General features: G+C 66.4%; 18 protein-coding genes. 9 read left to right on the top strand and 9 right to left on the bottom strand.

Features of this window, described 5'->3' with window-relative positions:
- From L5876_RS08350 to L5876_RS08340, 3 genes are all read right to left on the bottom strand, one after another.
- On the bottom strand, positions 1-809 hold an 809-nt coding region (locus L5876_RS08350; RefSeq protein ID WP_236955767.1), incomplete at its 3' end, for a M56 family metallopeptidase.
- On the bottom strand, positions 806-1207 hold the full coding sequence (locus tag L5876_RS08345; protein WP_236955765.1) for a BlaI/MecI/CopY family transcriptional regulator: 402 nt from the start codon (positions 1205-1207) through the stop codon (positions 806-808). The genes L5876_RS08350 and L5876_RS08345, both read right to left, overlap by 4 nt.
- Before the next feature lie 113 nt (positions 1208-1320).
- Positions 1321-2073 (bottom strand): MJ0042-type zinc finger domain-containing protein, encoded by a 753-nt coding sequence (locus L5876_RS08340; protein WP_236955763.1) that lies wholly within the window; start codon positions 2071-2073, stop codon positions 1321-1323.
- 121 nt (positions 2074-2194) lie between these two features.
- Between L5876_RS08340 and ftsE the strand changes: the two genes are divergently transcribed.
- The 5 genes from ftsE (at position 2195) to L5876_RS08315 (ending at position 6195) form a co-directional block, all read left to right on the top strand.
- Positions 2195-2845 carry a cell division ATP-binding protein FtsE gene (gene ftsE, locus L5876_RS08335; protein ID WP_272906931.1) on the top strand — a complete coding sequence of 217 codons (651 nt, stop codon included), beginning with the start codon at positions 2195-2197 and terminating at the stop codon, positions 2843-2845.
- Positions 2842-3747 carry an ABC transporter permease gene (locus tag L5876_RS08330; protein WP_236955760.1) on the top strand — a complete coding sequence of 302 codons (906 nt, stop codon included), beginning with the start codon at positions 2842-2844 and terminating at the stop codon, positions 3745-3747. The genes ftsE and L5876_RS08330 overlap by 4 nt, the downstream gene beginning before the upstream one ends.
- Positions 3748-3816: 69 nt before the next feature.
- On the top strand, positions 3817-4425 hold the full coding sequence (locus L5876_RS08325; RefSeq protein WP_236955759.1) for a YdcF family protein: 609 nt from the start codon (positions 3817-3819) through the stop codon (positions 4423-4425).
- A gap of 22 nt (positions 4426-4447) precedes the next feature.
- The gene (locus L5876_RS08320; RefSeq protein WP_236955758.1) at positions 4448-5170 is read left to right on the top strand and encodes a 1-acyl-sn-glycerol-3-phosphate acyltransferase; all 723 of its coding nucleotides are present in this window, start codon (positions 4448-4450) and stop codon (positions 5168-5170) included.
- Positions 5167-6195, top strand: a complete 1029-nt coding sequence (locus L5876_RS08315; RefSeq protein WP_236955757.1) for a DUF2125 domain-containing protein — start codon at positions 5167-5169, stop codon at positions 6193-6195. Before L5876_RS08320 ends, L5876_RS08315 begins: the two co-directional genes overlap by 4 nt.
- On the opposite strand, the gene hisC is transcribed toward L5876_RS08315, so the two are convergent.
- Both hisC and L5876_RS08305 read right to left on the bottom strand, forming a co-directional pair.
- Positions 6196-7284: a histidinol-phosphate transaminase gene (gene hisC / locus L5876_RS08310; RefSeq protein ID WP_236955756.1), complete on the bottom strand. Its 1089-nt coding sequence runs from the start codon at positions 7282-7284 to the stop codon at positions 6196-6198.
- Between the two features lie 4 nt (positions 7285-7288).
- Entirely contained in the window at positions 7289-8056 is a 768-nt protein-coding gene (locus L5876_RS08305; RefSeq protein WP_236955755.1) for a class I SAM-dependent methyltransferase, read from the bottom strand.
- Between the two features lie 81 nt (positions 8057-8137).
- Between L5876_RS08305 and gloB the strand changes: the two genes are divergently transcribed.
- Positions 8138-8908 carry a hydroxyacylglutathione hydrolase gene (gloB, locus tag L5876_RS08300; RefSeq protein WP_236955754.1) on the top strand — a complete coding sequence of 257 codons (771 nt, stop codon included), beginning with the start codon at positions 8138-8140 and terminating at the stop codon, positions 8906-8908.
- A gap of 8 nt (positions 8909-8916) precedes the next feature.
- Entirely contained in the window at positions 8917-9336 is a 420-nt protein-coding gene (locus tag L5876_RS08295) for a cupin domain-containing protein (RefSeq protein WP_236955752.1), read from the top strand.
- A gap of 2 nt (positions 9337-9338) precedes the next feature.
- Here L5876_RS08295 and L5876_RS08290 read toward each other — a convergent pair whose 3' ends face one another.
- Both L5876_RS08290 and phbB read right to left on the bottom strand, forming a co-directional pair.
- Positions 9339-10085 (bottom strand): DUF4908 domain-containing protein, encoded by a 747-nt coding sequence (locus L5876_RS08290; RefSeq protein ID WP_236955750.1) that lies wholly within the window; start codon positions 10083-10085, stop codon positions 9339-9341.
- Positions 10086-10184: 99 nt separating this feature from the next.
- The gene (gene phbB / locus L5876_RS08285) at positions 10185-10913 is read right to left on the bottom strand and encodes an acetoacetyl-CoA reductase (RefSeq protein WP_236955748.1); all 729 of its coding nucleotides are present in this window, start codon (positions 10911-10913) and stop codon (positions 10185-10187) included.
- A gap of 172 nt (positions 10914-11085) precedes the next feature.
- Here phbB and phaR point away from each other — a divergent pair, with 172 nt between their 5' ends.
- Both phaR and L5876_RS08275 read left to right on the top strand, forming a co-directional pair.
- Positions 11086-11685, top strand: coding sequence for a polyhydroxyalkanoate synthesis repressor PhaR (gene phaR, locus L5876_RS08280; RefSeq protein ID WP_236955746.1), 600 nt, complete (start codon positions 11086-11088; stop codon positions 11683-11685).
- 150 nt (positions 11686-11835) lie between these two features.
- Entirely contained in the window at positions 11836-12150 is a 315-nt protein-coding gene (locus tag L5876_RS08275; RefSeq protein WP_236955744.1) for a hypothetical protein, read from the top strand.
- A 100-nt stretch (positions 12151-12250) separates the two neighbouring features.
- On the opposite strand, the gene L5876_RS08270 is transcribed toward L5876_RS08275, so the two are convergent.
- Positions 12251-12661 (bottom strand): hypothetical protein, encoded by a 411-nt coding sequence (locus tag L5876_RS08270; protein WP_236955742.1) that lies wholly within the window; start codon positions 12659-12661, stop codon positions 12251-12253.
- A gap of 117 nt (positions 12662-12778) precedes the next feature.
- On the bottom strand, positions 12779-13522 hold the full coding sequence (locus L5876_RS08265; RefSeq protein ID WP_236955740.1) for a glycosyltransferase family 2 protein: 744 nt from the start codon (positions 13520-13522) through the stop codon (positions 12779-12781).
- Positions 13523-13594: the final 72 nt, after the last annotated feature.

The following is a 13594-nucleotide window of genomic DNA, read 5'->3' as shown; positions in this document are numbered from 1 at the left end:
CCGGTCAGCCGGGCTTCGGCCTCGTCGGCCAGCGTGATCGCCAGTTCCCGCGCATTGCCGCAGCGGCGGACGGCTTCCGCGTCGCAGGCCATTTCCCGGTCGCGGTCGATCCGCGCACTGATCCAGTGCATCGCCGGATTCCACCAGAACAGTGCCAGTACCAGCTTCTGGACGAGGGCGATGGCCGGGTCGGCGCGCGACACATGGGCGCGCTCATGTTCGAGGATCGCCGCGAGCGCGGAGGCGGTGCGGGCGTCGGTGAAATGCTCCGGCAGAAGGATGGTGGGACGGGTCAGGCCGACCACCATCGGGCCACCCACCTCGGCATGCTGGCGCACGGCGATCCCGGCGAAACGGATCGAGACCGGCTCGGGCAGGGTGACGGGTGTCGCCGCCCGGCGCAGGCGTTCCGCGGCAAAGGCGGCCACCAGCGTGCGCAAGGCCAGCAGGACCGATCCCGCCAGCATGATGAGGGCGGCGGCCTGTGCTGCGATCACACCCCAGGCGAAGGCCGGACGGGCCAGAGGTGCCGCCGCGCCGATGAATTCCGCGTCGCCGCCGAAATCGAAGGCCGCATCGGCGATCGCCTGCGCACCCTCCATCGGGGCGCCGCCGCCGAAGCCGAATTCCGGAAGCAGGGTCGCGAGCGGGGCGAGGGCCGCCAGCGTGAACGCCGCGAGGCCAAGCACGAGCCTTTGTCCCGGGCGCCGGCCGAGCGCGGCATAGCCCGCCGCCAGTGCCAGCGCGATCAACGCGCCTTGCCACAGATGATGCAGGGCGAAGGGCAGGAATTCCGTCAGCGCGCTCATTGCCCGTCCTCCGCATCGTCATCACCGGCCTCGTCGATCCGCCTGCGGATTTCCGCCAGCTCGTCGAGGTCGAGATCGGTATCCTTCATCAGATGCTGGGCGAGGGATTCCGGCGAGCCGTCGAAAAACTGGCCGAGCAGCTGGCGCAGCGCCTGGCTGCGCGCCTCGTTGCGGCTGACCAGCGGACGGTAGATGAAGGCACGGCCTTCCTGGCGCGGCGCGGCATAGCCCTTGTCGGTCAGAATGCGCAGCTGCGTCAGCACGGTCGTGTAGGCCGTGCCGTGATCGGCTTTCAGCGCTTCGGTCACGTCCCGTACGCTGGCCTCACCCCTGTCCCACAGGACGCGCATGATGCGCTGTTCCGTCTCGGTCAGGATTTTCGATTTCTTCCGCGCCATGCCGCACTCCCCGTTCTCGCCGAAGGCTCGATTCACGGGGGCGTGGAGTCAACTAATTTATTAGTAAGTTTCAGAATGAAGTCTTGAATCGATGTTAATTCAGCGACTTAAATCTAATGATGGTCGCCGTTTTCCGGTTCGTGACCCGCATCGGACGACGGCGCGTCATGTCCGCTGTCGGCCATGCGGGTCGTGCCGGGCGGTGTCGCAGGCAGACCGGCGAGCGTGACTTCGGCCTCGACCGCATTGACCGGGACATCGGAGACGAGGGTGCGGAAACTCCGCGCCTCGCCCGGGCGCATCGGTCCGCCTTCGACCAGCACCGTCCATTCCAGCACCGAGGCGGCTTCGCCGTTCAGAAGCGCCGCGCGCAGCGCCGGAGCGGCCCGTTCGCGGCGGTCGATATTGCGGATCTCGCCCTCGATCACGATCACCGGCAGGCCATGCTCGGTCTCGCGGGTGATGGTCAGATCGCCAAGGGCGACCCCGTACGGATTGGCTTCAATCCCGACCGCGGCATAGGCGCTCGACGCCTGCGGCCAGGCGCTGACGATGTCGGCGCGGAACAGAAGGGCGCAGACCAGAACCCCGGCCACGGCCGCGCCCAGACCGCCCCACGCGCCGCCAGCGGCGGTACGGATCGCGTTCTTGCGCTTCTGCTCGACCTTCTCGCGATAGGCGCGGTGCGGCAGTTTCGGCTCGGTGTCGGCGGCGGGCTGGATCTCGGGCAGGGTGGCCGCGTCGATTTCCGGCTTGGCCATCCAGACATGCCCGCACGATGCGCAGCGTACCTTCCGCGATTGCGCACCAAAGGCGCTGGCATCGGCGCGGTAGCGCGTGGCACAACTGGGACAGCTCAGTATCATCTCGGCTCGATTCACCGCATCGTAATCCCGTCAGTGTCTGGAGTATTCCGTGCCGTCCGCTTCGCCCGATACCCGCCCCGACGACGCGTTCGAAAGCGTGATCCGCTTCGACGGAGTCGGCATGCGCTACGGACGCGGACCGGAAGTCCTCCAGGACATCACATTCGATCTACCGCGAGGGAGTTTCCAATTCCTCACCGGACCGTCCGGTGCCGGTAAAACCTCGCTTTTGAAGCTGATTTATCTCGCGCAGCGCCCGTCGCGAGGGCTGATCTGGCACTTCGGACGTGATTCGTCGAAGCTTCACAGGCGCGAATTGCCCGATGTCCGGCGCCGAATCGGCATGGTGTTCCAGGATTTCCGGACGCTCGATCACCTCTCGGTTTTCGAAAATGTCGCCCTGCCGCTGCGCGTGGCCGGCCGCAAGCGCAAGGAATACGCCGACGATGTCGCGGAGCTGATCCACTGGGTCGGCCTCGGCGACAAGATGGACGCCCAGCCCCAGACCCTGTCGGGCGGTGAACAGCAGCGCGTGGCGATCGCCCGCGCCGTGGTCGGACAGCCCGAATTGCTGGTCGCCGACGAACCCACGGGCAATGTCGACCCGGCGATGGCGCGCCGTCTCCTGCGCCTGTTCACCGAACTCAACCGCCTCGGCACGACCGTGCTGATCGCAACGCACGACATCACCCTCGTCCGCGCGCTCGACGTGCCCATCATGTCGCTGGCGGACGGACGGCTGAACACCGGCCGCCGGAAGGCGAGCGCATGACCGAGGACCGCCTCCCGCCCACCGCGCCGGAAAAGTCGGCCCCGCTGCTGCCCGCCGATTCCGGCCGCGATCGCCCGCTCTTCGCGGTGGCGGCGATCCTCGTCTTTCTCGCCTGCCTTGCGGCGCTCGGCGCGCGCGGGGCGTGGACCGTGTCCGATGGCTGGATAGCCGATCTGTCCGGCCGCATGACGGTGCAGATTCTGCCCGTCGACGGCCGCGATGCCGAGGCGGATGCCGCCGAGGCCGCGGCGCTGGCCGAAGCCCTGCCCGGCGTGCGCCGCGCCGCGGCCGGCACGCGCGCCGAGGCCGAAGCCCTGCTCGAACCCTGGCTGGGCGGGGAGGGACTGCCCGCCGACCTGCCTGTGCCCCTGCTGGTCGATATCGAACTCGACTCTGGCAACCCGGCATCGGCAGCCGATCTGACGGCGGCGCTGGACACAGCAGGCATTCCCGCCCGTGTCGACGACCACGCACGCTGGAGCGAGGCCGTGGTCCGCACCGCGCGCCTGGCACGCCTGATGGCGCTGGGTCTTCTCGCCCTGATCGCCGGGGCGGCCGCGGCGGTGATCGCCTTCGCGGCGCGCGCCTCGCTCGCGGCCCGTCAGTCGGTGGTCGATGCGCTGCACCTCGTCGGCGCGCAGGACGGCTATATCGCCCGCCTGTTCGAACGCCGTTTTTTCGTCCTTGGCGTCAGGGCCGGAATCGCCGGGGCCTTTTTCGCTTTCGCGATTGCGCTCCTCGTCACCTATGGCGGACCGGGCCAGTCGGAAGGCTTCATCCCGGTCTGGTCATTCAGCCTCTGGGACGGCGCCGTGCTGCTCTTGGCCCCTGTGCTTGCCGGGCTGATCGCGGCATTGTCGGCCCGCCTCGCGGTCGCCAATGATTTGCGGGCGCGCTGGTGATCGGCCTGTATCTTGCCATGATGACCGCGATAATCGGACAGGACGCGAAAGACAGGCCCGAAAGCGACCATGGCCAGACGGCGTAACCCAGAGACTTCCGGCGGCACGCTGCTTTCGGCCGCCCGCCTCGGCGCCTTTCTGGTGCTGGGCGTGCTCCTCGCCGGTTTCCTGGCATTCAGCGTCCATGTCGCGGGACTGGAGCCCGATGAAAGCGCCCGCGGCGATGCGATCATCGTCCTGACCGGCGGCGAAGGACGTCTGGCGGTGGCCACCGAGCTTCTCGAACGCCGCGCGGGGTCGCGCCTCCTGATCTCTGGCGTTCACCCGGACGTCACACCCGACGAATTGCGTGCTGCCATGGGCACCAGCGCGCCGCTGTTCGACTGCTGCGTCGATCTCGGGCGCGAGGCCGCCGACACGACCGGAAACGCGATCGAGACGGCCGGTTGGGTGTCGGAGCAGGGCTTTGACCGGGTGCTGATCGTGACCAGCGACTACCATCTGCCGCGCAGCCTTCTGGAAATGCGCGCGCGCATGCCCGATGTCGAGCTTGTCGCCTACCCGGTGCGATCGCCGCGCCCGTGGACGGATGTGCATTCGGCCCGGCGCTGGGTGCTGGAATATCTGAAGTTCACGGCGGTCTGGGTGCGCTATAGCGTCTCCAACCCGCACGCCTGACCCTCAACGAAACGCACCGCCGATGACCCTGATCCGTTCCCTCCTCTTCGTTGTCTGGATGTATGGCCTCGTCCTCGTGATGGGCCTTGTCGGTATCTGGCTCCTGCTCTGCCCGCGCAGCTGGGTACGCGCCTATTACCGCCTCTGGCTGGCGTTGGTCTTCGGCGGGCTGAAGGTGATCTGCGGCCTGCGCTACAAGGTGGAGGGGCTGGAAAACATCCCCGAAGGCGGTGCGCTGATCGCCTCGAAACACCAGTCGATGATGGAAACCCAGGCCTTCTGGCAGATCCTGCCGGATCCGGCGATCATCCTGAAGAAAGAGCTCGCCTACTTACCCTTCTTCGGCTGGTTTGCGGTGAAGCTCGGCAATATCGTCGTCGACCGTGGCGCGGCAGCCAAGGCACTTCGAAAGATGCTCGGCGACGCGCGGCGCTGGGCCGGCGACGGGCGCCAGATCCTGATCTTCCCGGAAGGCACGCGCATGGCGCCCTTCGAGACGGATGAATTCAAACCCGGCGTCGCGGGTCTCTATTCCGCGATGAAGGCACCGTGCGTTCCCGTGGCGCTCAATACCGGGCATTTCTGGGCCGGACGCGGCGTCATCCGCAAGCCGGGCGTGGCCACGATCCGCTTCCTCGAGCCGATCGCGCCGGGCCTGCCGCGCGAAGACTTCATGGCGCTTCTGAAGCAGCGCATCGACACAGCCACCGCCGAGCTGGAAGCCGGCCTGGAGACGAAGCGATGAGTCAGTCCCGCCGCGGCGGTATACCCGCGCGCTTTCTCCTGCCCTTCATCGGCGTCATCGTCCTGATCGTCGCCTACACCGCCTACTGGCTCTATGCGCAAGGCCAGATCCGCCAGTCCGCGCTCGCCTGGATCGATCTGCAACGCCAGTCCGGCTACGAGATCGAACACGCGCCCGTGCGCGTCGGCGGCTATCCCTTCCGCTTCGAAGTACGCATTGCAGAAGCCACCGTCTCGACACCCGAGGCGGTCGAGGGCTGGACGCTTCAGACCGGCCGCGCCGTTGCGGTGGCGATGCCCTATGACTTCAATCACTGGATCGTCGAAATCCACGATCCGATGACGGTCAATTTCGATGCCGGCGGCGAATACCGTCTGGCGTCCGCAGCCACCCGCTTCAGCATCCGTTCGGGGCTGGGCGGCACGCAGCGCCTCGCCGTCGAGATCGACGATCTAGGGGTCGAGGCCCTGTCCGGCCCGCCGGCGGCGATCGAACGCGTCGGGCATCTGCGCCTGATCAGCGAACTGACCGGCGCAGATACGCTCGATACGCAGCTGGCCGCTGGCGAGATCACCATCGGCGATGTGGCGCTCGATGACGCCCTCCTCGAGGAACTTGGCACGGAGATCGCCCTCGTCCGACTCGAACTGTCCGTGACCCATTGGTCCGATCTCGCCCGCGAGGCCCGGACCGACATGTGGCGCGAGGCCGGCGGGCAGGTCGAGATCACCGAATCCGGGATCGACTGGGGCTCGGTCGCCTTCCAGGCCGAAGGCGCGCTCACGGTCGACCCCTCTGGTTATCCCGATGGCCGCGTCAGCCTCTTCGTGCTCGATCCCGAAGCCCTGGCGGACGTCCTCGTCGCCAGCGGCACCGTGCGCGGCGAGAACGAGAATGCCCTGCGTCTGCTGGCGCAGTCCGCCCCGCGCGGCGAGCGCGGCACGGCGGTGCCGCTCACCCTGAGGCGCGGCGGCGTCTATCTCGGTCCGGTGCGGATCGGCGAACTGGAACGCGTCGGCGGCTGATCAGGCCGACATGAACTCCGTCAGCGCGTCGACAACCTTGCGGTTGTCGTCGGCGAGGCCCGCCGTCAGCCTGAGCGCGTTCGGCAGATTGTAAGGCACCAGAGGCCGCACGATCAGCCCGCGTTCGGTCAGGAAGCGGTCGGCATCGGCCGCCGTCTTTCCGGCCGTCTCCGGGAAGTGGATCAGCACGAAATTCCCGACGCTTGGCGTGATCTCGAGACCGATACCGCGCAGCTGCTGGGTCAGATAGGCGACCTGTTCGCGGTTGTGGGCGGCAGACTTTTCGCGGAACTCGACATCGCGGATCGCGGCGATACCGGCATCGATCGCGGGCAGGTTCACATTGAACGGTCCGCGCACGCGGTTCAGCACGTCGATGATCGAACGGTCGGCATAGGCCCAGCCCAGGCGCAGCGCGGCAAGTCCGTGGATCTTCGAGAAGGTGCGCGTGACGATCGTGTCGTCGCGTTCGCGCGCCATGGGCAGCATGGTCTCGTAGTCCGGCACGTCGACATATTCGGCATAGGCCTCGTCGACGACGAGGAGGCAGCCTTCCGGCAGGCCGGCACGCAGGCGGCGGATTTCCTCGCCCGACAGATAGGTGCCGGTCGGGTTGTTCGGATTGGCGAGGAAGACGATGGCCGCATCGTCGCCGGCCGCTTCGAGCAGCGCATCGACATCGGCGCGGCAGTCCGTCTCCGGCGCGGAGACGAATTGCGCCCCCGACGTCATCGCGACGAGGCGGTAGACGAGGAAGCCATACTCCGACTGCACGACCTTGTCGCCGGGTTCGAGATAGGCGCGGCCGAGCAGCTGCAGGATTTCGTCCGAGCCGCAGCCGCACACGATGCGGTCGGCTTCGAGGCCTTCGACCTCGGCGATCGCTTCGCGCAGCTTCCGCGCGCCGCCATCGGGATAGAGGTTCAGCTTCTTCGACGCCGCCTCGAACGCTTCCTTCGCCTTCGGCGAGCAGCCGAGCGGGTTCTCGTTCGAGGACAGTTTGATCGGGTTGGCGATCCCGGGCGCATCCGCGGCACCAGGCTTGTAGGGGCGGATGTCGAGAATGCCGGGGCGGGGCGTCACGGGCATGGGATCACCGGGTTTTGTGAGAACGGGAAATTGGTTTGGTGCGGGATAGCGCGGGGGCGGGTCCGCCTTCAAGTCCGCGTACCCGCGTGGGGCTGACCTTGACGGCGCGCGGCGTCATCCCGCCGACGCGTTTGACGGCCTCGACCATCAACACGCCGCCGAAGCCGGGAAACAGACGGCCGCCGATCGCTTCCCACGCGTCCGCGCCGCGCGGGCCGCAGCACCAGGAGAAGGGCGGGGCGAACAGGGTCCGGGTCGAGTGCGTCACCTCGAACATGCCGTCGCCGAGAAGCGTGCCGAGCTGGCCGCGCGACCACGGGCGGCCATGGCCGAAGGGCGTGGCATCGGTTCTCGCCCACAATCCCGAACGGTTGGAAACCGCGAACACGACCCGGCCTTCCGGGGCAGTCACACGCCAGATCTCGCGGATCAGCGCCTGCGGCGATTCCGCGTCTTCCAGCGCGTGCAGCGCGATGACGCGGTCGAATTGCGCGTCGGCGAAAGGCAGGCGGACTTCCTCGGCCAGCGCTGTGCTCGACTTGCCGTTCGGCGGCCAGATCACGGCGCCCTGGCTGGCCGGCATGGCGGCCACCACGCGGCGCGCCCCCTTGGGCAAACCGTCCAGCAGGGGCGTTGCGAATCCGAGGCCGAGCACGTCGAGCCCGGTGAAGGACGGCCACAGCGCGACGATCCGGACCAGCATCAGCCGTTCGGCGGCCTGTCCGCGCTTGGTGGCGTAGAAACGGTCGAGTTCGACGGCGTCCTGTCGCATGTCCTGTCCAATCGGGCGGTGGCCCTTCAGCGCGGCGATGCTAGGTTGGGCGGTGAAACGCGCAACCGGAGCCCTTTACCTATGGCGTCTCTGCTCGTCCGGCAATTTCCCTGCCTGCAGGACAATTACGGTTTTCTCGTCCACGATCCCGAAAGCGGCGAAACCGCCGCGATCGACACGCCTGATGCGCCGCGCATCAAGGCCGAGGCCGACAAGGCCGGGTGGAGGATCACCCAGATCTGGAACACGCACCATCACTGGGATCATGCCGGCGGTAACGCTGCGCTGAAGGAGATGACCGGCGCGCGCATCGTCGCGCCGTCCTACGACCGCGCCCGGATCGAGGGCATCGATGTCGAGGTTTCCGACGGCGACACGGTTTCGCTGGGCACGAAGACGGCACAGGTCTTCTTCACGCCCGGCCACACGCTCGGCCATGTCATCTACTGGTTTGAGGAGGACGCGGTCGCCTTCGTCGGCGACACGCTGTTCGCGCTCGGCTGCGGCCGCCTGTTCGAGGGCAGCCCGGAGCAGATGTGGTCGAGCCTGTCCCGGCTAGCCGCACTGCCGGAAAAGACCGCCGTCTACTGCGCCCACGAATACACGCAGTCGAATGCCCGATTCGCGCTGTCGGTCGAGCCGGATCATGCCGCGCTCAAGGCCTATGCCGGCGAGGTCGAGACGCTGCGCGCGCGCGGCGAGCCGACCGTGCCGACCACGATCGGGCGCGAAAAGGCCGCCAACCCCTTCCTGCGTGCCGCCGACCCGGATCTGCGGCGGGCACTGAACATGCCCGCAGCGAGCGACGCCGAAGTCTTCGCCGAAGTCCGCCGCCGCAAGGACAATTTCTGAGAGACGCCATGACCGCAGACGAAATCATCGACCTGTTGCAGCTCGAACCGCACCCGGAGGGCGGGGCGTTCCGCGAGACCTTCCGCGACCGGGGCGGCGAGGATGGCCGTGCCAAGTCGACGGCGATCTATTTCCTCCTGCGCCGGGGCCAGCGCTCGGCCTGGCATACGGTCGATGCGATCGAGATGTGGCACTGGTATGCCGGCGCTCCGATGAAGCTGTGGATTTCCGAGGACGGAAAGACAGTCGACGAGATCAACCTCGGCAATGATCTCGCGGCCGGTCAGCGCCCGCAGGGCATCGTGCCGGAAGGCGCCTGGCAGTCCGCGGAAAGCCAGGGCGACTGGACGCTCGTCGGCTGCACCGTCGCGCCGGGCTTCGAGTTTTCGGGATTCGTGCTGGCCGCGCCCGGCTGGGAACCCGGCTGATCTCAGCTCGACTGGGTTTCGCCCGCCACGATGTGGGCGATGCGCTCCGATGACGGGCGCCCGGCAAAACCGCCATCGGGATCGATTTCGACGATCAGCTCGGTGCCGGAATAACGCACATCGGCGGCATCCCCGACGACAAAGCGGACAAGGACCAGGCCGTTGGCCGCCCGCTCGTCGCGCAGGCGCGCCTTGCGGATGCCCGTGACGGTCAGGTCGATCGCTTCGAACATCACGGCGAGGCCGTCACGCGGCGCGGCGCCATAATCGACCTGCACCCCGTGGCCCAGTTCCTCGCGCAGCGCGCTGGCGGCCCAGCGTATCCGGTCGGTCACTTCCTCGACCGTCCGGTTGCCCATACGCAGCGGACCGGCCGGTTCCCACGCGTCGGCGATCACGCCCGACGGGACGTCGGGAGGGTAAAGCGTCGCGCCGCCATAGGTGTTCACGCGCAGGAGCTCATGGCCCCAGTCCGTGACCAGCGAGGTTTCTCCGCCGGCCGCGCGGCGGGCCGACAACACCATCACTTCGGTGGAATCATTCCAGCGGAACAGGATGCCGCTTCCGGCCCGGTCGAGCACGAATCCGCCTTCGCCGTCCGCGCGTTCGAATCGCGAGACCGCAGCGACTTCGGAACGGCGATTGCCGAGCCGGTCGCGTATGGCATTGCTCTGCTCGTTCGCGGTCGCGGCGACGGTTGAGAAACCGGCGGCGATCACGAGCAGGGCGCGAAGGAGACGTCCTGTCATGGCTTCGCGGTCTGACCCGGTATCAGGGCGCTTTTTTGGCAGGTTGATGAATGGCGCAGTTTTGGTCTGGACCGTGTCTTTTCGGCCAAACCCGCGCGCCTAGCCGCACATATACTGGCCGCCATTGGCGGACAGTGTCGCCCCGGTGATGAAGCCGGCGTCCTCGCTGCACAGGAAGGCCACCGCCTTGCCGATCTCGTCGGCCTTGCCGAGCCGGTTGACCGGAATGCCGGCGATGATCTGGTCCAGCACGTTCTGCGGTACGGCGGCGACCATGTCGGTGTCGATATAGCCCGGCGCGACGCAATTGACGGTGATGCCCTTGCGCGCGGTTTCCTGCGCCAGCGCCTTGGTGAAGCCGATCACGCCGGCCTTGGCGGCGGAATAATTCACCTGGCCCATCTGGCCCTTCTGGCCGTTGATCGACGAGATGTTGACGATCCGGCCCCAGCCGCGCTCGCGCATGCCGTCGATCACCGGACGGGACATGTTGAACAGCGAGGACAGGTCGACGCGGATTACCTCGTTCCAGGCCTCCGGCGTCATCTTGTGGAACATGCCGTCGCGGGTGATGCCGGCATTGTTGACGACGATGTCGATCCCGCCGCCGAGAACGCTTTCAGCTTCCTTCAGGCCGGCGGCGCAGGCGTCATAATCGCCGACATCCCATTTGATCGTTGCGATCCCGGTCTGGTCGGTGAAGGCCTTGGCCGCTTCGGCATTGCCGGCGAAATTGGCGACGACGTCATGACCGGCGTCTTTCAGCGCGATCGAAATCGCTGCACCGATACCCCGCGTTCCACCCGTCACAACTGCCCTGCGCGCCATTGAAAACTCCCGGTTTGCTGCACCTTTTGCTGCGCCGCGATGTCTTCGCGCTTGCAGCAACAGTGTTTGATCGCGATGATCGTTAATGAAGCAGGCGGGGTGTCTTGTCGAGACGATCCGTTTCGATTCTGGCGAAGCCCGCTATGCAAAAAGGAAAGGGAAGGGCGCTGCCATGAGCAAGTCCGGAACCAAGGGCGATACGATCGTCATCAAGAAGTATGCGAACCGCCGCCTCTACGACACATCCACAAGCCGCTATGTGACGCTCGACCATTTGCGCGAGCTGGTGAAGCAGGACGCAGAATTCGTCGTGCTTGATGCCAAGTCCGGCGAGGACCTGACGCGTGGCGTGCTCGCCCAGATCATCTTCGAGGAAGAGGCCAATGGCGCGAACATGCTGCCGCTGCCCTTCCTGCGTCAGCTGATCAGCTATTACGGCGATGCGCTGGAAGCCGTCGTGCCGAACTACCTGCAGATGACGATGAACAATTTCGCGCAGGAGCAGGAACGCCTGCGCGAGAACTTCCTTGAGGCGATGGGCTCGCCCGGCGCCATGATACAGATGATGGAGGGCCAGACCCGCCGGAATATCGAGATGTTCCAGCAGGCGATGCGCATGTTCACGCCCTTCCCCGAGGGCATGCCCGCCACCGGCACGATGCCCGAGCCGGAAGACAAGCCCGCCGCGTCCGGCGAGAAGTCCGAGCTCGAGAGCCTGAAGAAGGAACTCGAGGCGATGCGCTCCAAGATCGACAAGCTCGCGGGCAGCTAGGGCGCCTTAACGCCCGTCCCAATTCGTTACGCAAATCTTAACGATCCCGGTCCGGATGACCGGGATCGTGCCGTTTCCGGTGAGATTCCGCCTGTTTTCGGGGGTTAACGCCCCCTTAACAACTGGCATCCGGATTGCGACATGGGGGTCATGACGCAGATTCGTGGCCTTCTCTCCTATGTCCCGACCACCGGCGCTTCCCGTGTTCCGCCGGTCGATACGGTCACGAATGACAACGAGCAACACGCCCGGAAGGCGCCGAACCATCTCTCCCTGGTCCGGACCGGCGGCCGTCCCGCCCCGGTCCCGGCGCTTTCCGGCGAGCTCCTTGTCTCCCTGTCGGCGCTGCCGCGCCGCCGCGGCCTGAAGGCCGACCCGAGCGAGCGCAACCGCTATGCCCGGGCCTATGCCGGTCTGGCTGCAGATACGGCAACGCCGCCCCCGATGCGGGAGCGGCGTGCGTGATGGGCGCTGTGGCCCGATCCTTGACCCTGAAGCGGCTGGCGCTGGCGATTGACGCCACCGTGGCCGCAGGGCTGGTTCTGTTTCTGCTCTAGGCCTGAGATCAGGCCCCGCCGTCGCCCCCAACCGCGAGGTCGCGGCGCGAGGCCACGATCGTCACGACGAAGCCGGCCATCACGTCGATCAGCGTCATGATCATCAGGATGAAGAAGGTCGAGGTCGCGAAGCGGCCCACCAACAGGAAGAGCGCCAGAGCGATCACGAAGACGATCATCGAAAGCGCATGATTGACGATGGTCGTCGATCCGGTCCCCGACGACTGCATGAATTCGATGAACAGGACAATGAGGCCGAAGACGAGCAGCAGATCGCCCGTGGTCAGGCCCCAGCCGTCCGGCGTCGACATCATCGGAATGGTAAACAGGACGCTCGACATCGCTCCGGTTCCGGCGATGAAGGCGACAAGCGCGTAAATGATGATCGGAACGATCATCTTCGGAAACATACTGAACAAGGATCCACCCCCTGATTGCGGCCCGCCCGACGTATTCCCCTGCCGTTCGCGAGCCCGGCGAGCGGCCATCATGCCCAGGAAGAAACCTGAATCTCCGGTGTTCGCCATTGGTTACCCCTACACTTCGTCTGACCCGCGCGGATTCCTGGCCCGCGCGTTGAGCCAGATCATTCCTATCATGTCTGCAAGTGAGGCGAAAAGCCGACCGAAATTCGTATACTTCGATTTTCCTGCTCCGCGGGGCCGGTGACCGACATCGCGGAACTCGCAGCGGAAGCCCTCGCGCTTCATCAGTGCAGGCAGGAAACGGTGCTGGTGATCGAAGAAGGGCAGCAGAAGATAAGCCTGACGGTCAAAGGCTTTAAGCCCGCAACCGGTGTCGTCGGCGTCGTCGTTCAGGAGGCTCTTGCGGACCCCGTTTCCGATCCGCGAGGCCAGCTTCTTCCACGCCGAATCCTGGCGTTTCGCGCGGCGTCCGCCGACCAGTTTCAGATCCTCCGGAGCGTCCGGACGCATCAGCGCATCGGCCAGTGTCGGGATGTCGGCGGGCGGATTCTGGCCGTCACCATCGAGCGTCACGATCGTCTTGCCGCGGGCGTGGAGGATGCCGGTGCGTACCGAACGCGACTGTCCGGCATTGTGGCGGTGCGCGATCACGCGCAGCGCGGGCATCTCGGCCTTCGCCGCGACCAGTTCGGCGCGCGTCGTGTCGGTCGAGCAATCGTCGACGAAAATCATTTCGTAGTCGCGCCCCTCCATCGCGCTCGCGATCTCGCGGGCGAGGTTGGCGGCATTCCCAGCCTCGTTATAGGCCGGCACGACGACGGAGATGGCGGGAGAGGGCGTGGTCACGATCTTCATTCCTTGCGGGCTTGCAGCAGCCTTTCCCGCGTTACATACCCGGTTTCGGCAGGTGTGCGAGTGTAATTCCTG

Source organism: Hyphobacterium sp. SN044 (genome assembly GCF_021864465.1).
Lineage (GTDB): Bacteria > Pseudomonadota > Alphaproteobacteria > Caulobacterales > Maricaulaceae > Hyphobacterium.
This window is presented reverse-complemented; position numbering and strand designations above follow the sequence as displayed.

Coding starts and splice junctions, on each gene's coding strand:
- hisC (WP_236955756.1), bottom strand. CDS start 7,284: ATGCCCGTGACGCCCCGCCCCGGCATTCTCGACATCCGCCCCTACAAG.
- L5876_RS08265 (WP_236955740.1), bottom strand. CDS start 13,522: ATGAAGATCGTGACCACGCCCTCTCCCGCCATCTCCGTCGTCGTGCCG.
- L5876_RS08340 (WP_236955763.1), bottom strand. CDS start 2,073: ATGATACTGAGCTGTCCCAGTTGTGCCACGCGCTACCGCGCCGATGCC.
- gloB (WP_236955754.1), top strand. CDS start 8,138: ATGGCGTCTCTGCTCGTCCGGCAATTTCCCTGCCTGCAGGACAATTAC.
- L5876_RS08315 (WP_236955757.1), top strand. CDS start 5,167: ATGAGTCAGTCCCGCCGCGGCGGTATACCCGCGCGCTTTCTCCTGCCC.
- L5876_RS08305 (WP_236955755.1), bottom strand. CDS start 8,056: ATGCGACAGGACGCCGTCGAACTCGACCGTTTCTACGCCACCAAGCGC.
- L5876_RS08330 (WP_236955760.1), top strand. CDS start 2,842: ATGACCGAGGACCGCCTCCCGCCCACCGCGCCGGAAAAGTCGGCCCCG.
- phbB (WP_236955748.1), bottom strand. CDS start 10,913: ATGGCGCGCAGGGCAGTTGTGACGGGTGGAACGCGGGGTATCGGTGCA.
- phaR (WP_236955746.1), top strand. CDS start 11,086: ATGAGCAAGTCCGGAACCAAGGGCGATACGATCGTCATCAAGAAGTAT.
- L5876_RS08275 (WP_236955744.1), top strand. CDS start 11,836: ATGACGCAGATTCGTGGCCTTCTCTCCTATGTCCCGACCACCGGCGCT.
- L5876_RS08290 (WP_236955750.1), bottom strand. CDS start 10,085: ATGACAGGACGTCTCCTTCGCGCCCTGCTCGTGATCGCCGCCGGTTTC.
- L5876_RS08325 (WP_236955759.1), top strand. CDS start 3,817: ATGGCCAGACGGCGTAACCCAGAGACTTCCGGCGGCACGCTGCTTTCG.
- ftsE (WP_272906931.1), top strand. CDS start 2,195: ATGCGCTACGGACGCGGACCGGAAGTCCTCCAGGACATCACATTCGAT.
- L5876_RS08345 (WP_236955765.1), bottom strand. CDS start 1,207: ATGGCGCGGAAGAAATCGAAAATCCTGACCGAGACGGAACAGCGCATC.
- L5876_RS08295 (WP_236955752.1), top strand. CDS start 8,917: ATGACCGCAGACGAAATCATCGACCTGTTGCAGCTCGAACCGCACCCG.
- L5876_RS08320 (WP_236955758.1), top strand. CDS start 4,448: ATGACCCTGATCCGTTCCCTCCTCTTCGTTGTCTGGATGTATGGCCTC.